Raw genomic sequence first — 18,971 nt, forward strand, 5'->3', positions numbered from 1 at the left:
AGTAAAGAATTAATAAAAAATGCCACCCAATATAGGGTGGCATTTTTGTATCTATATAGCCTAGGTTCTGATAAAAATATTTTCTAGTTAGAGCCCAGGGCTATAACGATAATTAAAGGTCGAATGTACGAGACACTGCAAGCACAATACGCTCATCTGCATAATCGTAATCTAAGCTTGTGTTTTCTGCAGCAACTTCAATACCAAAACCTTCGTAGCTTGTTTGATATGCTAAACGGTAATGTTTGTATGATTTCTTTTGATTTACATCCCATGCCCATTTTTCGCCATCAAGCGAGTTAGAAATATCAAAGCTTGCACGAATAGCGTGGTTAGGCGCTAGTTCATAGGTATGTGCAACCATAGATATTACATGGCCTGCGCCAGTTCCAAAGTAATCCCAGCTGTACCAAAAGTTAAGCTCAGTTTGGCCGTATTCACTTGCGTAACCAAATTTAGTGTAAGCTTCGGCGTAGTTGCCATCGCTGTTATTACCTTGGTACGTGTAATACGCAATACCGTAATCAACACTTACTTCATCATTTAACTGCACATAACGCCCTAGGTATGCATCAAGTTCAAAATCAGTATCATCACCAAAGTCTACATTTGAAGCCCAAACACCTGCGTAAACACCGTTATCGAAAGCGTAATCAAGACTTCCTTGAATTGCAGGGTCGTTATCTGTTTGGCTTACACCGTTAAAGGTGTAATCAGATGCTGCAGTGATTGTTGTTGACCAATCTGCCGCAGCTGTTGTTGATAAGAGTGCGAATGGTACTGCTATTGCTAGTTGTTTTAATTTATTATTCATTGTTGATCCCTAATGTACAGTTTCTATTTTTGTATAATCAATTTTATTATCTTTTGGTGAGCTATCTATGTTCTTAACTGTTTTAAACTTGCTGTAACCAATAAAACCAGCACAGATAAAGAATAAGCCAATAACTAATGCGCCTACCCACTGAATTTGTAAAAATTCTAATTTAAACAATAGTGTAAGTAGTGATAGAGCAACAATATTACCTATCATGTATTTCATTTTTCCAAAACGCTTTACGGTAAAGTTTAGGTTATCTGTATATAAACGCACTAGTGAATCGAGAGAGTTAATTACAAATATGATACCTACAAATACCATCGCAAAGTTTTTAATACCTTGAGTTGGGATGCCCGCATCGTGGTAGTGATAAAGTACGCTAAACCAAATCGCAATAGGAATAGAAGGGAAAATCAACATCGCACCTAATACTTGGTAAGTTTTAAGTCCACCAACAAAGCGTGATGTAAATTGACCAATCATTATGCTCCACGCAAACCACCAGAATAAGTAAAACTCATGGTAATCATTAAGCGGTAAAACAAATTCATTAATGTTGGCAAAGTAAGTACCAATAGAGCCTAAGTTATCTGTAAATGCTGACATTTGACTATCACCAATAACAAATGCGCCAGCCCACATAAAGGCGATTAAAGCTAAAAATAACCACGTAGTAGAAATACTTAAAATACGTACATATTTAATATCAGTACTTGAGTAAACCGCAAAACAGATAGCCGCAAACACAATTAAATAAAACTCAGAAACTATACTTGTTCCATCACCAAACTCGGGTAAATACCACGGTAGATTTGAAAGCAATAAATAAGCAGTAAACGCACATGTACCAATAATTACTACATTATTGATAAATTTAACCCAAGGAATTTCAAAAAATTTAACTTTAGGTTCTATTACACAGAAATAAAAACACGTAAGAAAGTAAAATCCCCAGATCAAAAATCCCCAGTAACCAAACTCAATGGCCAGTGGATTTGCAAACGCGTATTCTGGGCTTGCTTTTATGTCTGCATAACCTGCAAACTCAGTTAAAGGAAACATAATAAGGCCAACATCAAGGCCTGATGTAAATAATATTGCTATAAACGTAAAGGTGCGAACTGGTGTTACGCCAACAACGCGAACATTACCCCATTTTATTAAAATGGTGATAATGGCAAGTAAGGTAAAAATGATGCCTGCATTAAGCCAAATAGTCATTGTTACCCTCCCAAAATGAATATATAGAATTCATAAGCACTCCGTATTTTATTGTTTTATTCTCGCATTAACACAACATAACCTATTTACATCGTGTGCCACTGCAAGGCACGCTGTGGTTTAACCCGACGAGGCTAAACCAAGCATGTGGCTAAAGTTAAATCTCCGTACTACGTTGTGTTTGTTGCCAATTAGTTGGTATGGCAACACTCACATCCGATTTCTGTAGTGGACTTTTACCTAAAATTAAATCAGCTGCTTTTTCAGCAACCATAATCGTAGGTGCATTAAGGTTTCCGTTAGGAACGGTTGGAAAAATAGATGAGTCAACAACACGTAAGCCTTTTATACCGTGCACTTGGGTATTAGAGTTAACAACGGCCATTGCATCTTCACCCATTTTGCATGAGCAAGAAGGGTGATAAGCGCTTTCTACGGCTTGGCGTACAAAAGCATCTATTTCTTCGTCTGTTTGAATATGTTTACCTGGTTGAATTTCTTCATCACGGTAATCATCAAAGGCACTTTGCTCAATAATGTCACGAGTTAAACGCACGCATGCTCTAAAGCCTTCAATGTCGTCTTTGTGCTGTAAGTAATTAAACAAAATTTGTGGCGGTTGCTCAGGGTTAGCTGATTGAATAGTAACGCTACCGCGACTTTTTGGTTTGTTATGACCTACGTGAACTTGAAAACCATGACCTGCAAATGCACTACGACCATCGTATCGCATAGCGGCTGGTAAAAAGTGATACTGAATATCAGGCCATTCAACTCCAGGCTTTGAGCGGATAAATGCACATGACTCAAAGTGGTTAGTAGCGCCTAAACCTTTACGAGTAAATAACCATTTAGCGCCTATTAAGCCCTTGGAAATAAGGCCCAATTTGCCGTTTAGTGTAATTGGCTGCTTACATTTGTATTGAAAGTAAAATTCAAGATGATCTTGTAAGTTTTGACCCACACCCGGTAAGTGGTGTTTAACTTCAACCCCTGCTTTTTCAAGGATGTCTTTATCGCCAATACCAGATAGCTGTAATATATGCGGAGAGCCAATAGGGCCTGCACTTAAAACAACATCTTTTGCTGCATGTGCTGTTTGAACATTACCGTTTACTTTGTACTCGATGCCTGTGGCTTTTTTACCGTCAAGAATAACCTTTTGAGCAAGTGCGCCGGTAATTACAGTTAAATTACTACGCGATTTTACAGGGTCTAAATATTCACGAGAAGCCGAGCTGCGTACACCGTCTTTAACGGTCATGTGCATTGGGCCAAATCCTTCTTGCTGTAACGCGTTATAATCATCTGTACTAGCATAACCAGCTTCTACACCGGCTTTTATAAATGTGGTGTACAACGGATTTTGCATTTCGTTACCGTTATTAACGCCAAGTGGGCCTTTACCACCTCGGTATGTGTTTTCACCAAGGTAAAAGCTTTCCGCTTTTTGAAAATACGGTAAACACGATTGGTAGTCCCAACCATTAGCACCATGCTGTTGCCACTCATCAAAGTCTTTAGCGTGGCCGCGTACATACACCATGCCATTAATCGATGACGAGCCACCGAGTACCTTACCGCGAGGGCAATGCATTTCACGGTTATCTAAATGTGGCTCTGGTTGAGTATGAAATTGCCATGCGTACTTATCGGTATTCATAGGAATAGAAAGCGCAGTTGGCATTTTTATAAAAATACTTTTATCACTGCCGCCGGTTTCAAGCAGTAACACGCGATTGCTTGAATCTTCAGATAATCGGTTAGCTAAAACACAACCCGCAGATCCCGCACCAACAATAATATAGTCGTAATGATTACTCATAGTAGGGCGCCTTAAAATGGGCTTTCTATGTCGGCCATACCAACATAAATAGACTTAGTTTGCGTGTAATGATCAAGTGTTTCGATTCCGTTTTCACGGCCAATACCAGATTGCTTATAACCACCAACAGGCATTTCAGCAGGTGAGTTACCATAGGCATTAATCCAACAAATCCCCGCTTCTAATTGATGAATAACACGGTGTGCGCGTTTAATATCGCTTGTAAATACGCCCGCAGCTAAGCCTAGGTGAGTGCCATTGGCACGTGCAATTACGTCGTCTTCGTCTTCAAAAACAAGTACGCTCATTACTGGGCCAAATATTTCTTCTTTAACGATAGTCATTTCATCGTTGCAATCAATGAACACGGTAGGTGCAACAAAGTAGCCATTAGGCGCAGATTCTGGTGAAAGCGTTGTACCACCAGTTAAAAGCGTTGCACCTTCTTCAATACCTTTATTAACGTAGCTCATTACTAGTTCTTGATGTTTTTTAGAAATAAGCGCACCAAAGTTAGTGTTTAAATCTTGCGGATCGCCAGCAATGATATTTTGCTCTGTACGCGTTTTAAGCTCATCAATAAATTGCTGATATATATTTTTATGAACATAAATACGGGTACAGTTAGTGCAAATTTCGCCTTGCGTATAAAAGTTACCTAACATAGCTGCTCTAACTGCTTGCTCAATATTGGCATCATCAAATACAACTAGGGGTGATTTACCACCAAGCTCCATTGTCACGTCTTTTAATGTACCCGCAGCGCTTGCAACTACTTTTTTACCTGTACCCACTTCACCCGTAAACGACACTTTGTCAATTTCGCTGTGCGACGTTAACCATTGACCTACATCGCCAGCACCTTGTACAACGTTAAATACGCCAGCAGGTACACCTGCTTCAACAAATACTTCGGCCAGTTTAATAGCGCCTAGTGGTGTTTCTTCAGATGGTTTAAAAATAAATGCGTTGCCAGCTGCAAGGGCAGGGCCTGATTTCCAACATGCTATTTGTAGCGGGTAGTTCCACGCACCAATACCGGCACAAATACCTAATGGTTCTTTGCGCGTGTAGTAAAAGTCATCACCTACCATTTGTTGCTGACCCACTTGTGCAGGGGCTAGGCCTGCAAAGTATTCGATTACATCAGCGCCGGTTTCTATATCAACACAGTTTGCTTCTTGCATTGGTTTGCCGGTATCAAGCACTTCTATTAAGGCTAGTTCATCGTTTCGCTGGCGAAGTATTGCGACTGCTTTTAATAAAATACGGCTGCGTTCAATAGGTGTCATTTTAGACCACTGTGCAAAACCTTGTTTTGCACTTTCAATGGCTGCGTTTTGAACAAATTCATCGGCAACTTCTACGCTATAAATAACTTCCCCTGTTGCAGGGTTAGTTACATCAAAAGTTTCACCGCTTTGGTTAGCAAGAAAATGGCCATTAATAAAGTTTTGATAGACTGGTGTGCTCACGCTAGGCTCCATATTGCTTGATGAGTGAATTTACATAGCTTTTTGCTAAAGTTTCACTGTGTTTAAACTGGTTTTCGTCGGATTTACTCAGTACTGTTCTTAACCATAGGCCATCGATCATGGCGGCGCTAAGTTCAGCAGCTTGTTTTGCTTGCTCAATAGGCATTAATTGCTTAAATGAAAATGCTAAATTACTTTGCAAGCGTTTACTGTTTACATTTTGCAGTCGGTGAAGCTCTTCGTCGTGCATTGATTGCGCCCAAAAGCTCAACCATGTCTTGGTGGTATCACTGCGCTGCTGCACAAGCGCAAAGTTAGCTTCAACAATAAACATAAGGCGCTGTGTAGCGCTGGTGTTATGGCTAACTTTTTCAATAAGGCCTTTTTTAAGATTAGAAAGCAAATAACGAACCGTCGCTTCTATTAAACCCTGCTTACCACCAAAATAATGACTAATAATGCCTGACGATAAACCTGCATTTTTACTAATGCTGTTTATAGTGGTTGCTTGTAATCCACGCATCGCCACTGACTCAATTGTCGCGTCAATTAACTGTTGACGCCTGACAGGTTCCATTCCAACTTTAGGCATAATTTTTATTAATTGAACGTTCAATAAAGATAAGCTTAAGGTAATAGGTCTAATAATTCAAGGGTGAAGTAAACCTTGAGATACCAAAATGTAGATGAATTATTAACAAATGAGACTAGCTTTTGTAAGAAAGAGGATATTTAACTGTGGTGGTTAATTTGTTTTAAAACAATAGGTTATGCTATTTATTGGGTTTTTCATTAACTGTACTGTTTTCTTTACTGCTTTATGCTAATAAAAGTAATAATAAAATATTTAGTGCGGTAATAATTAGAGTACTAATAGTATTTTTTTAAACCAATGACATAAATACAACCTAATTGCTTAGTACTCTAATAACTAACGGGTGGCAAATATGAGGAGATTTATCTTTCATCGAGCACACCTTTAAATAAAAGTGGATAGCGCCTGAGACGATTGCCTATATAATCGTCAGCTAAAATTTGATCGCATATAAAATTTACGTCATCACTGGCTTCAAATACCCAATCAAAACGTTCAATAGCGAGTAAAAAACCGCGCTTTAAGTGACGCTGATTACGATAATATTCTAAATTTTTACGGATGATGGCGAGTTTAGCGGGATCAGATTTAAGCGCAGCTATAACCTGATTTATAAACGAGGTATTGAGTTTACTGTCGCTACGCTTTCTAACTTTTCTAGGGTACATTATTCCTCGTTAGCAATATTAACAATTTTCTTTAAAAAATCGTCTTTGTGTTTGTCGTGTTCGTAATCTAGGTGGTAAGCGTTATGAAAACCAAAACGAAGAATTACACCGCTGCCTTGTAAATATATAGTATAACCGTCTATATCAGAATAAGCGGTAATACCTTGATAATGCTTACCTTCATTAGTTGCTTCTCCACGTTTTTGAATACGCTCGTATACTGCTAAAATTTGTTTATTATCGAGTTCGTTTTTCATATTTCACCTTTAAAAGTTAAATAGATTTACGTTATTGATATGCGGCTCGATCACCTAAAAAACAATGCTTAATTATGTGTAAATTTACTTTGTATTTTTGCATTTATAAACTATGCTCAGCGCTCATTTTTAGTTGAGCTTTTACTATGATAGACAAGGCGTTACTACTTAAAACACGAGAGTTATCTGATCAATTAATAGCGTTACAAACGCCTATCAGAATACTCGATGCTATTAATTGGGATAAACAAATAAAAGAAGAGTTTTTTAGACAAAAATGTCAAAAAAACCCTTTAATTGATCGTGCTTATTACCAGCAACGCGATTTAGGGTTTGTACCTAGTGAATTACGCCAAGCGTTTTCTACACTTAATAGAAATATTATAAATCAGCTAGGGCAGTTAAATCCTATTTCGCAATATATGGGTAAAATGTGTAGCGAATATAAAACGGTTCTAAGTATGCTGGAATACAGAGGCACACCTGAATTTCATGATTTATCAGTAGAGCTATTTGGTCACCCAAAAGATCTATTTCATGCAGGTGAACCCTCACTGTTCGAACTTGCAAATATGCTAGAAAAACCACTGCAAAATTTGTTAGTTGCCGATATTTTACCTGATGATCCTAAAAATATTGATGCGGTGGATGCCGTACGTATTTTGTCTGAGCAAGTTAATAGTAGTATGGCAGGTATTAATGTAGAAGTGATGCTTAGCGACGGCATTGTAAGTGATGCTGCAGCCGGTGCTAATAACATTAAACTAAATCAAGACGTTAAATTTTCTCAGCGCGAGCTTGATATATTAGAAGTTCACGAAGGCTGGATACACGTAGGTACGACGCAAAACGGGCTAGCTCAGCCTTATTTAACCTGTTTAAGTAAAGGCACTCCAAGTTCTACAGTAACCCAAGAGGGGTTAGCTGTCTTAACAGAAATAATTACTCTTAAATCAACACCTAGGCGTTTATCAAAATTAGTTAACCGTATTCAAGCGGTTACCAAGGTGATAGATGGGGCTGAGTTTGTAGACATATATAGAGATTATGTGGCGCAAGGGCTTTCAAAAGATGACAGCTACACATTAGCGCAACGGGTATTTAGAGGCAGTACAGCAACTGGATTACCATTTACAAAAGATATTGCCTACATTAAAGGTTTTGTTTTGGTGTATAACTTAATTCGCGTAGCTATTCAGCTAGGGCGTATTGATCAGCTGCCATTATTATTAGTCGGAAAAATCTCAATTGATGATTTTAGACTCATATCGCAACTGCATGATTTAGGTGTAATTGAGGACCCTAAATTTGTGCCTCCGCACTTCAAAGATTTACGTGGTTTAGCAACGTGGCTCAGCTTTGGTCGTTTTATAGGTGATTTGTCGTTTGAGCAGCTAGAAAACGACTACAAGCCGTTATTTTTGTAAAAGGAGCGTTAGCTCCTTTTTATTGCTTCAGAGGTAGAGCTACATTTATATCGATTGCAGAAAATATAAAAAAACGCAGTTGGAATGAGCAACTGCGTTTAAGTATATAGTTACAAGCCAACGTAACTATAGTTGAGGAAATTTAACCAATTAGCCAGTTAATACTTGGCTGTGTACTTGCTCGTTTAATACAACAACTTCAGCTCGTTTGAAAAAGTTAAAGTCGGTTGCTGTAGCCAGTGTGTATGCGCCCATCATACGGCTGATAATTAAATCGCCGTTGTTTAATTTTGGTAACATAATCGAGTCACTCACTACGTCTATGCTGTCGCACGTTGGGCCAGCAAGTACAGATTCAAAACGCTCGCCATCTTGTTTAGCACTGTCGATAGGGTATGCTGCTTCGTCAAACATTAAGCCGCTGAAAGAGCCGTAAATACCGTCATCTAAGTAATACCACGTTTTACCTTCGCGCTGCGCTTGGCCCATAACTGAGGCTACGCTAGTTACGCTATTTGCTACAATAAAACGACCCGGCTCTGCAATAATTTGCATTGTTTCAGGTAATTGCGCTAAAGCTACGTTTATTGGTGCACAAAAAACGTCAATTGGTAGTACATCTGCGCTGTATGGCACAGGGAAACCACCACCAATATCGAGTGTGCTAAGTGCTGGTAAGCCAAGCTCACTGACTTTGGTAATTACTTTTGCACACGCATTAATCGCTTCAACGTATTTAGTTGGGTTTGGTGATTGTGAGCCAACATGAAACGATAACCCTTTTATACGAATACCTAGTTGCTGTGCGTAGCTAATAATGTCAATTGCAGCGTCAGGGCTGCAGCCAAACTTTTTAGATAAATCTGCAAATGCATCTTTATTACGAAAGCTTAAGCGCACTAATATTTCAGCTTGATCTTTGTAGGCAATAAACTTTTCAAGCTCGTTTATGTTATCAACAACAAACACAGTGCAACCATACGCTAGCGCATCGCGAATATCACTGTCGCGCTTAATAGGGTGAGTATGAATAGTACGCTCACTTGGCACACCTTGGCTTGCCACTAAATCAACTTCACCACTTGTTGCTAAATCAAAGCTTGCGCCTTCTTCAAGCAAAGTGCGTACAACAGCAGCTAAAGGTAGTGGTTTTAATGCAAAGTGTAAAACAACGCCTGGTAGTGCATTTTTAAGCGCGTGGTATTGGCGACGAATAGCTTCGCAGTCCAGGACCATAAGTGGTGCGCCAAATTGTGCAGCAAGTTGTTCAATGTGCGTGTTGGTCGGTTGTACATAATCAAATGCTTGATTTGCAGCAACCGCTGCTGCAGGTACTTTAGTTACGGTGTCTTTTAGTTGAGTTGATAAAGCCATTATATTTTCCGAGTCAATTAAGCAACCGCTCGGGTTATGGTTTATCCACGAGTCGGTTGAGTGAGATCAATAGTGCTTACGCACAGTCAAATTCACTCTTGGATAGTTGCTCTATCGCCTTGCTACAAACAGGGTTTGTAATGTACTCGGATTGGCTATCATCAAGAAGCGGCGAGATAATAAAACGAGTTTTTAATCAGTGCAATAAAAATTTTAATAAAAATAAAATTATTTTATTATCTATAAATATCAGTGGGTTAGGTTGATTTAAATTACTTATCTTGACGATTAATTTTACTAATCTTTGGAGGGGTAACGAACATTTGCTTGTTAGCAAGCATGATTCCACTCGAGGTGTCAGCGCTATAAGAGTGCTGTGGTTGCTGGCGTAGATAATTATAAATTGCCGGGGATTTCATCAAGTGATTTAAGGCTTGAATGACTTTATTGCCCTGCGAAGTTTTACTACATGCAAAGTAGCCATTAACATACTCTGGGTATTCAGCTATTTCTCGACTGCCTATTTTTTTTAACTGCTTGTCGCTAAATGTTTCTTGAATATTTATTTCATAATCAATAATCATATCGATTCTATTATGTATAAGTAAGTTTGGTAGTTGAGAGCTTGTATCTTCACTGCTAATTGATGCAATTTGGTCTTTATATTTTTTTAATATGGGCTCAAGTTCTTTATAGCTAGTGCCTGAATCAATACCTAAGGTGTGGTTTTTCTCAAGTAACTCTGAAACAGAAACTCGTTTGGGGAGATTGTCCAAAAAGCTTTTAAATGCATAAACTTTTCTTTGCTCATAAACCGTTGTAGGGAGCTCTGAAAATATAATATGCTGTTCGCGCTCTGGTGTTTTAATTAAGTCGTAGCTGCAAACGGGTTCGTTAGTTGTAAGGCGCTTAATAAGGCGCGCTTGGTTGGTCCACTGTAACTTAGTAGTAAAAGCATGGCTTAAAAGGCGATTAAATGTTTCATCTGAATTTAAAAACCCATCAGAAGCGGCATTAGCCCGAGAGAGTAATGTAATAGGCTCATCTGCAACACTCATTTTTGATACGAGCAACAGGAGAATAATTAGAGAGGTTTTAAATATAGTCGTCATGGCTCTTAGTGTAATTGTTCTAGAATAAAATTGTCATAAAAAAAGCCCAAAAGGGCTTTTTTTACGTTGAAAACTTAACCACCGCGAGTATTAGCGTGCGTTGGTACTTTCAAATATTTTATCAGCTGAAGCTGCAACAAAACCAGTGTAAAGCTCGCCATCGGCCTTAGGGTATCTAATGGCAAATTCATAAAAACAACTAGGGATGCGCAGCTCGCCATCGCTAAAGTTAACGGCGTAATCATCAGCAAGCGTCGATGATTGCTCTAATAGCACTTCTGGTGAGCCTTTAACTTCGCCGCCTGATGTATTAAGCGTAAAGCCTGCGTCTTTAAGCGCTTGGTTAACATCGTGAATGTTATCAAACTTGGCAAGCATATTAATATTTACAGTAAAGTGATTGGCACGATAGCCCCAAGCCGACATCCACGCCGCATATTCGCTTTCTGCTAATAACTGTTTATAGGTTTCACCGCTTACTTGCCAATGTGTACCTGAATATAAGAAGTTTTCAGCGGTAACTGCGCTTTCATCGATTTGATTTACCATATCGGTAACAATAGCTTGCAACTCTGGTGAGCACTTTTCTACTAATAACTCAGAAATAAATACTTTAGGTTGATTTGGATCGCTGTGCTCGTAGTGTTTAGCGTATAGCTTTTTAGCTTCAAAGTGGTATTCGCCGCACTCTGTATAACCTAGCGCTAAAAAGTGTGCAGCTAGTTTTTCAAGGCCTACTTTTTCAATATTAAACGTACGTAGCGCAATATGATCGTTAATTATGTCGTCTTTTTGAGTTGAACCTAAAAGGTCATGAATTTTATCTGCCGATGGCGTAACGGCTAAATAGTTATCCCATAGGTTTTCAAATAATGTATTTACGTTGGTATGCATGTTAAATCCTTAAAAATGGGTATTATTCTATTACTAAGCCAGGTGCTAAAGTTTGCGGTAAATTCACTTTGTCTGATTCAACCGACGCAACAGGGTAAGCGCAGTAATCTGCCGCATAATAAGCGCTAGCACGGTGATTGCCACTTGCACCAATACCACCAAACGGCGCAGCACTAGAGGCACCTGTAATAGGGCGGTTCCAATTTACAATGCCAGCACGAATACGCTTTAAAAAGTGGCTGTAATCATCTTCGTTATCGCTAAGTAAGCCTGCTGATAAACCAAAGCTGGTGTTGTTAGCCTCTGCTATTGCGCTGTCAAAGTTGTTGTAGCGGTAAACTTTTATAAGCGGGCCAAAGTGTTCTTCATCTGGCATGTTAGCGATATTTGTAACATCAATAATACCTGGGCTTACAAAGCCTGTGCCTGCTTTTAGCTGCTTAAGCTCAACGATTATTTCGCCGCCGCTTTCAACTAGTTCATTTTGCGCAGTAACCATACCAAGGGCTGCTTTTTCGCTTATCATTGCACCCATAAATGGCTGGTCAGTTGCAAAACTGTCGTCAACGACAATATTTTTAGTCGCGCTAATAAGTTTTTCTAAAATGGCATCGCCATTGGTTGAATTCTCAATAAACACGCGGCGTGCACAAGTACAGCGCTGGCCAGAAGTAATAAAGCCAGATTGAATAATATCGTGTACTGCAGCGCTTACATCGGCAACATCTTTAACTATTAATGGGTTATTCCCGCCCATTTCAAGCGCTAAAATCTTACCTGGGTGGCCGGCAAACTGCTTATGTAGTAAATGGCCAGTGTTTGAGCTGCCGGTAAAAAATAAGCCGTCTATGTCTTTATGTGAAGCAAGTGCTTTACCTGTTTCTACTTCACCTTGCACTAGGTTAATGATACCCGCTGGTAATCCTGCTTTTAACCAAAGTGCTAAAGTAAATTCAGCAACGTGAGGTGTAAGCTCAGATGGTTTAAATACCACGGTGTTACCCGCTAAAATGGCAGGTACTATATGGCCGTTTGGTAAATGCCCTGGGAAGTTGTAAGGGCCAAATATAGCTACAACGCCGTGTGGTTTATGGCGTATAAATGCTTTTGCTCCTGGCATTGGGTTTTCTGTGGTGCCGGTACGCTCATTATAGGCTTTGATAGAAATGGCCACTTTACCTGTCATAGCGCCTACTTCTGTGCGTGTTTCCCAAAGAGGCTTGCCAGTTTCACGCGCTATAATGGCTGCAAATTCTTCGCTGTGCTCTTTTAATTGCACTACAAAGTTTTCAAGTATGGTAATACGCGACTCAATTGGCGTATCTGCCCATTGTACTTGTGCGGCTCTAGCTGCATTAATTGCAGAATCTACTTGCTCGGCATTTGCGCCATTGCCTTGCCACACAATTTCGCCGTTACTTGGGTTAACAGAGTTAAAAGCGGGGCCTTGGCCTGTATGCCATTGGTTATTTATAAGGTGTGTGTTCATATTTGTTTTACAGGCGGAAAAAACGCGCTGCATCTCCTTGTGATAAATTAAGGGCATCAGCCACTTCTTGGCTTATTACTAATGTGTGTTTTGCATGATTGTAGTGAGCGTGCTGGGTAAATGCAGCTCTAAACCCACTTACACCTTGGTTGCAAACGGCAAGTGTATCTGAGCTGTGCTGGCTAATATGTTCCAGCTCGCCAATTGTAATAGGGCATACTTGAGACTCACGAATACTGCGAATATTACCAAGCTTTGCTTCTACCGTTGGGCCTGCATCAAACAAATCTACGTAGCCTCGATGCTCAAAACCTTCTTTTTCAAGTAGTTTGAGCGCCGGTTTTGTTTTGTCATGCACATGACCTATAACTGCTTGGGCTTTTTTACTTAGTAAGTTTACGTAAATAGGGTATTTAGGCATTAACTCACTAATAAACACTTTATCGCCAAGCCCCACTAAGTGATCAGCCTGAGGAAACTCAATACTAAAAAAGTGCTCTTGCAACCACTGCCAAAACGGTGAATGGCCATCTTCGTCGCTTACGCCGCGCATTTCAGCAATCACGGTATCGGCAAAACGTTCGCTGTGCTGCGCCATAAATAAAAAGCGTGAGCGTGATAAAAAGCGGCCAGTTAAACCTTTGCGGCTGTTTTCGCGCAAAAACAAAGTACATATTTCAGAGCATCCGGTGTAATCGTTACACATGCTTAAAATATCAACGGTGTTATAAACATTAAGTGTAGGCGAGTGGTGTACTGTTTTACCTAAATGGTAATGGTACAAAGGCACAGATAAACCAACAGCGGCTTCAATGGCGGTAGTACCAATTACTTCACCTGTTTTGCTATCTTCTAAAACAAATAAGTAGCTTTCATCGAGTGGCTGATTGATATTTTTAGCAAAGCTTTTTTCGGCGCGATCTATTTTTTCTTTTAATTGCTCATCATCTACAGGCAGTGAGGTAAAGCCATGGCCTGACTCGATTGCAATTTGCTTAAGTGCAGCAAAATCTGCAGTGGTAATAGGACGTAATACTTGCATTTATTACTTGCTCCAACAGCGCGCCCTAGGGCGCGCCTTCTTAAATTAGCCGTTTACTACGTCGCTTACTGCTTTTTCAAAGCGTGCTAGGCCTTCTTTAATGTCTTCAAATGGAATTACTAAAGAAGGGGTAAAACGAATCACGTTCATGCCCGCCACTAAGTTCATTAAGCCATTGTTAGCACTGGCAACTAAAAAGTCGCGTGCGCGGCCTTCAAATTTTTCGTTTAATACAGCGCCAATAAGTAAACCTTTACCACGTACTTCACTAAATACGTTGTACTTTTCGTTAATAGCGTTTAAGCCATCGCGGAATAACTGCTCGCGCTCTTTTACGCCATTTAATACATCAGGCGTATTTACTGTATCAAAGGCTGCTTCTGCTACGGCACATGCCAGTGGGTTACCACCGTAAGTAGAGCCGTGCGTACCTACTTTTAAATGCTCTGCAATAGCTGTGCGGGTGATCATAGCACCAATAGGAAAACCACCACCAAGTGCTTTAGCGGTCGTTAAAATATCAGGCACTACGCCTAAGCCTTCGTATGCGTATAAATCACCAGTACGGCCAACACCGGTTTGTACTTCATCAAAAATAAGCAGTGCATTATGCTTAGTACATAACTCGCGTACTTTTTTAGCAAATTCGTCAGTAGGTGAAATAATACCGCCTTCACCTTGCAGTGGCTCCATCATTACTGCACACGTTTTATCACTAATAAGTGCTTCAAATGCTGCAATGTCGTTGTAATCACAATGAATAATGTCGCCAGGCTTCGGACCAAACCCATCAGAGTAAGCTGCTTGGCCGCCCACGGTTACTGTAAAAAATGTGCGGCCGTGAAAACCTTTATTAAAGGCAATAATTTGCGATTTTTCTTCGCCGTGCAAATCAAGTGCAAAACGACGCGCTAGCTTGAGTGCTGCTTCGTTAGCTTCTGCGCCTGAGTTTGCAAAGTAAACTTTATCAGCAAATGTAGCTTCAACCATTTTTTGTGCTAAACGCAGGGCAGGTTCGTTAGTCATTACATTTGATAAGTGCCAAATTTTCTCGCCTTGCTCTTTTAAAGCAGATACAAGCGCAGGGTGGCAGTGGCCTAAACAATTAACGGCAATACCACCAGCAAAATCAATAAACTCGTTGTTATTTTGATCCCATACACGTGAGCCTTCGCCTCGAACTGGAATAACAGCCGACGGATTATAGTTTGGCACCATTACATCGTTAAATAAGTCTCTTGTTACTTGCATTATGTACACCTAAAAATTGTGAATATTGAATAAAGATTAGCAAAATAAAAACGTTAGCGTTTTATCAGCTAGATAATTTTTATTATTGGTAGTTATTATCGAAGGTTACAGGTTAAATTTGCAGTGCTATTTTGTGAAAAATGATTACAATAAAAGTCAAATTAACGAAATTAATAAGCAATATGATAACTCCACAAGATGAAAAGCTACTTTCAATTTTAAAAACCAACGCGCGTGCAAGTATTTCTGACCTAGCACGTATGCTTAATCTATCGCGTTCTACTGTGCAAAGCCGTATGTTAAAGCTTGAAGAAACCGGTGTTATAAAAGGGTATAGCGTAGATTACGGTGAAGACTATTTAAGCAGTATGGTTTCGGCTCATGTATCTATAAAGGTGATGCAAAAACTCACAACCAAAACCAATTTAGAGCTTAAACAAATTGATGCTATTTCTCAGCTTTATGCAATAAGCGGTGAGTTTGACTTAATTGCTGTTGTACAAGCGCAAAACTTAGAAAAATTAAGCCACCTGCTTGATGATATTGGTAATTTAGATGGCGTAGAGCGCACAACCTCGTCAGTAATTTTGGAAACAAAATTTAAACGATAGGGCGTGTTGATCTTTGCGGATTGAAACTTGTTCAACCCAAGAAAGATTAAATTGCGTCGCGACGTTTGTATCCTAGTGGGCTCGGTAACTGCTCCCGCGTTATCGCCTATTTATGGGGTGTAAACACACTACATAGGCTCTGCCTTGCTTAAAAACAAATATACTGTTGCAAAATCACCCACCAAAGGTCAACACGCCCTAGCAATTGTTGTAATTATAATTAATTCCAAAATAAAAGTGTTAGCCTTTGATTCTATAGCTATATTTTATTTTTAAATTATGCATTATTCGTATGCTTAACTATACTTGTTTTAATTTTTGCAATTATTAGCAATGGATTATGCCTGCATACTTTTTTTTTATGTTACTTGGATTGTCTGAGCCGTTAAAGTTTGGCTCAAATTTACCGACCACGTCACCCGACAACGCTGTAAATCAAGTGCAGTGTATCCTATATGAAATGGGTACACCTTTTAAGCTGCATACTTTACCTTGGCTTCGTGCTCGTCGAGAAGTGAAACTTCACCGTTTAGATGGATACTTTACTACTCATTTAACGCCAGAAATGAAAGCATATGGAAAAATAACATCACCTGTTTTTTTAGAGAAGTGGTATTGGTTTACTCATCCGGATAGCGTTAATAAACCTGAAGAAAAAATACACTATGGTGCTGTAAGAGGAAGCTACCAAGCTAATTGGCTTAAATCTCAAAATATTCAGGTGCAAGTTGAAGTTAACTCTATAGAGGAAATAATCAAAATTTTACACCATCAAAGAGTAGACAGAATATTACTTGATTTAGATGATTTTGAGCATGTAACTTCACGTTTAGAAATAGATCAATCAGCTTACAGCAAAGAGTTTTTTCGGTATGTACCGCTAGGCTTGTTTGCTTCTAATTCTTTAATTAAACGCTTTCCTAATTTTATGAGTCAATTTGACGATAATCTTGCGACGTGTTCTCAAACTCCCTTTTCTTTATCAAAAAGCGAAAAAGATCACGTTTTAGGCTTTATATATAATCAAGCTAAAGCGTTAGCAGCGCAGGCAAGTTTAACAGAGCAAACTCTCATTAGTAACAGTTTGCCGTTGAGCGAAGATGAGCTGATTAAAGCTGATAAGCAATGGCAAACAGAGGTGAAAAATGAGCAAGCCAAGTTAGGTAAATTAATGCTCGATAAAGCGTTATCTAAAAAGCTAAATGATTGGCAATCTCAATTTAATGGAAGTGTGACCGAGGTAATTCTTACGGATAACCAAGGTAAAAATGTAGCTATAAGTAAATTAACCTCTGATTACTGGCAAGGTGATGAAGATAAGTTTAATAAAGTATTTACGCTTATAGATGACTATTATTTTGATAATGTTGAATATGATGCATCTACCCATCACTTTCAAGTACAGCTAAGTATACCTGTATTTAATGAGCACTATAATCACATCGGGGTATTAATAATTGGTATTGATGTAGAAAAGGTCCTGCGTTTAAACGCTAGCTTTACACCTATTTGACTTTAATACCAACCTGCATAAATTTTTGATCAATTTAACGAATTAAATTGCACTATAACGTTGTTAAAATTTTTTATTTAGAACAACTAGGTACAAAAATTTTTGCCTAGTTCTATCGTAATTTTCTTCACGTTAAATAGACCTGATATATAAGCAGATTGGTATAAGACGCTGATTAAGTATTACTTATCAGCGCTTTGAAGGTTAGATACTTTACGTATAACATTTTTAGTGACTTCATCTAATTTTATAAAGTAAGCATTGCCACCTATGCCTTTAAATTCTTCATCAGTAAACACAATGGTGTTGTCGTCATAAAAGGTGATTGCTTCTTTTTGAGTTACGATGCCTAGGTCAATACGCGAAACGTCCCCTGAGAAAAACTTATCACCTTTGAAATTTTCAAATAACCAAATACTTGTTGAATCTAACAGTACTAGCTTTTTACGATCGGGGCTTAAAGCCGCAGATGTTATCCAGCACAGTTTTTCCATAGTAGTACAAGTTTTAAAAGAATCGATAAGCTGAGCGTCAAAATTAGCAGCATGGTCGCCAACTTTATACACATTTGTTATTCCATCAAATGGTTCGGTACGGTTTTTTGTGAATAAGTATAAATGACGCCCAAGTGCAACAAAGGCTTCTAGGTCGTAGTTACGTTGCTCTGGTGTTACTGGGGTACCGTCAAGCTCAGGATAGGTAAATTTTATTATTTCGGCTTCAGTTGTATTGCCTTTAATATCTATCGGGTTTTCTATTTTGTAAATAGTTAGCCATTTGCGTTCGTTTTTATTATTGCCAAAGTCACCTAAAAAAAAGTGCCCAAATTTATTTTGGGTCATGTCTTCCCAATCAATGTTTTTAGCATTCGTCACTAAAATTTCTTTAGCAATAGAACCGTCTTTATTTAGTCTATAAAGCTTAGGCTCATCGCCACTGTCATTAATGGCCCACAAGCGTTGATGTTTATCAAATTCTATGCCTGAGATTTCTTTTAGTTTAGGGTCAACAGAAATCTCTTTTTTACTATATAAGGTGTATATTGAAGTACCAATAAATGCAGCTACAACTAAAAAAATAATGGCGGTAGTTATTAAAATGCTTTTTTTCAACATGAAATTAATTATATTTCAGAGTATTAGGATGCTGTGTATTATCCATGATGAAAGTATATAAAAAAAGAATTTAATACTTTTAATTTTATTTGGATTTAAGTGCCCTAAATATGTGTATATTGGGTATGTACCAGTTTTGTTGAGTTGGTTTAAATATTGCTCTGTATAAAAGTATCATTTTAAACGTAATATATTAATGATTAATGCACTTTGTTGGTGCGGTAAAAATAACATTTGCACTGTAATAAAGCGTAAATAAAGTTTTGCTTAACTAACAATACG

The 18,971-nt window shown here is 38.7% G+C and carries 17 protein-coding genes; 3 read left to right on the forward strand and 14 right to left on the reverse strand.

Translation table 11 applies throughout. The features are described 5' to 3' along the window. Positions 1-112: 112 nt before the first annotated feature. The 7 genes from CWC11_RS05530 to CWC11_RS05560 form a co-directional block, all read right to left on the reverse strand. A complete protein-coding gene (locus CWC11_RS05530; RefSeq protein ID WP_138681868.1) occupies positions 113-814 on the reverse strand; it encodes a TorF family putative porin in 702 nt (233 codons plus the stop codon). Between the two features lie 9 nt (positions 815-823). After that, a complete protein-coding gene (locus tag CWC11_RS05535) occupies positions 824-2,041 on the reverse strand; it encodes a BCCT family transporter (protein WP_138681869.1) in 1,218 nt (405 codons plus the stop codon). Positions 2,042-2,198: 157 nt separating this feature from the next. Continuing rightward, positions 2,199-3,866: a choline dehydrogenase gene (gene betA, locus CWC11_RS05540; RefSeq protein ID WP_138681870.1), complete on the reverse strand. Its 1,668-nt coding sequence runs from the start codon at positions 3,864-3,866 to the stop codon at positions 2,199-2,201. Between the two features lie 11 nt (positions 3,867-3,877). Further along, positions 3,878-5,341: a betaine-aldehyde dehydrogenase gene (gene betB, locus CWC11_RS05545; RefSeq protein WP_138681871.1), complete on the reverse strand. Its 1,464-nt coding sequence runs from the start codon at positions 5,339-5,341 to the stop codon at positions 3,878-3,880. A gap of 1 nt (position 5,342) precedes the next feature. Next, positions 5,343-5,918: a transcriptional regulator BetI gene (gene betI, locus CWC11_RS05550; RefSeq protein WP_138681893.1), complete on the reverse strand. Its 576-nt coding sequence runs from the start codon at positions 5,916-5,918 to the stop codon at positions 5,343-5,345. A gap of 380 nt (positions 5,919-6,298) precedes the next feature. Then, a complete protein-coding gene (locus CWC11_RS05555; RefSeq protein ID WP_138681872.1) occupies positions 6,299-6,604 on the reverse strand; it encodes a hypothetical protein in 306 nt (101 codons plus the stop codon). Further along, the gene (locus CWC11_RS05560; RefSeq protein ID WP_104644069.1) at positions 6,604-6,861 is read right to left on the reverse strand and encodes a DUF3081 domain-containing protein; all 258 of its coding nucleotides are present in this window, start codon (positions 6,859-6,861) and stop codon (positions 6,604-6,606) included. Before CWC11_RS05560 ends, CWC11_RS05555 begins: the two co-directional genes overlap by 1 nt. A 146-nt stretch (positions 6,862-7,007) precedes the next feature. On the opposite strand from CWC11_RS05560, the gene CWC11_RS05565 reads away from it, so the two are divergent. Continuing rightward, positions 7,008-8,288, forward strand: coding sequence for a flavohemoglobin expression-modulating QEGLA motif protein (locus CWC11_RS05565; RefSeq protein ID WP_138681873.1), 1,281 nt, complete (start codon positions 7,008-7,010; stop codon positions 8,286-8,288). A 150-nt stretch (positions 8,289-8,438) separates the two neighbouring features. Here CWC11_RS05565 and CWC11_RS05570 read toward each other — a convergent pair whose 3' ends face one another. The 6 genes from CWC11_RS05570 to CWC11_RS05595 form a co-directional block, all read right to left on the reverse strand. Beyond that, a complete protein-coding gene (locus CWC11_RS05570; RefSeq protein ID WP_138681874.1) occupies positions 8,439-9,662 on the reverse strand; it encodes a type III PLP-dependent enzyme in 1,224 nt (407 codons plus the stop codon). 272 nt (positions 9,663-9,934) lie between these two features. Beyond that, entirely contained in the window at positions 9,935-10,720 is a 786-nt protein-coding gene (locus CWC11_RS05575) for a transporter substrate-binding domain-containing protein (protein ID WP_171038397.1), read from the reverse strand. Between the two features lie 144 nt (positions 10,721-10,864). Then, on the reverse strand, positions 10,865-11,668 hold the full coding sequence (locus CWC11_RS05580) for a DUF1338 domain-containing protein (RefSeq protein WP_138681876.1): 804 nt from the start codon (positions 11,666-11,668) through the stop codon (positions 10,865-10,867). Between the two features lie 22 nt (positions 11,669-11,690). After that, positions 11,691-13,157, reverse strand: coding sequence for a succinylglutamate-semialdehyde dehydrogenase (gene astD / locus CWC11_RS05585; RefSeq protein WP_138681877.1), 1,467 nt, complete (start codon positions 13,155-13,157; stop codon positions 11,691-11,693). 7 nt (positions 13,158-13,164) lie between these two features. Continuing rightward, positions 13,165-14,199, reverse strand: a complete 1,035-nt coding sequence (gene astA / locus CWC11_RS05590) for an arginine N-succinyltransferase (protein WP_138681878.1) — start codon at positions 14,197-14,199, stop codon at positions 13,165-13,167. Positions 14,200-14,244: 45 nt separating this feature from the next. Then, entirely contained in the window at positions 14,245-15,450 is a 1,206-nt protein-coding gene (locus tag CWC11_RS05595; RefSeq protein ID WP_138681879.1) for an aspartate aminotransferase family protein, read from the reverse strand. Between the two features lie 182 nt (positions 15,451-15,632). On the opposite strand from CWC11_RS05595, the gene CWC11_RS05600 reads away from it, so the two are divergent. Continuing rightward, on the forward strand, positions 15,633-16,061 hold the full coding sequence (locus CWC11_RS05600) for an Lrp/AsnC family transcriptional regulator (protein ID WP_058550238.1): 429 nt from the start codon (positions 15,633-15,635) through the stop codon (positions 16,059-16,061). 340 nt (positions 16,062-16,401) lie between these two features. Next, on the forward strand, positions 16,402-17,574 hold the full coding sequence (locus CWC11_RS05605) for a cache domain-containing protein (RefSeq protein WP_138681880.1): 1,173 nt from the start codon (positions 16,402-16,404) through the stop codon (positions 17,572-17,574). 182 nt (positions 17,575-17,756) lie between these two features. Here the strand turns inward: CWC11_RS05605 and CWC11_RS05610 are convergent, their stop codons facing one another. Next, positions 17,757-18,689, reverse strand: a complete 933-nt coding sequence (locus CWC11_RS05610) for a hypothetical protein (protein WP_058550240.1) — start codon at positions 18,687-18,689, stop codon at positions 17,757-17,759. Positions 18,690-18,971: the final 282 nt, after the last annotated feature.

Source organism: Pseudoalteromonas sp. S3178, assembly GCF_005886985.1.
Classification (GTDB): domain Bacteria; phylum Pseudomonadota; class Gammaproteobacteria; order Enterobacterales; family Alteromonadaceae; genus Pseudoalteromonas; species Pseudoalteromonas carrageenovora.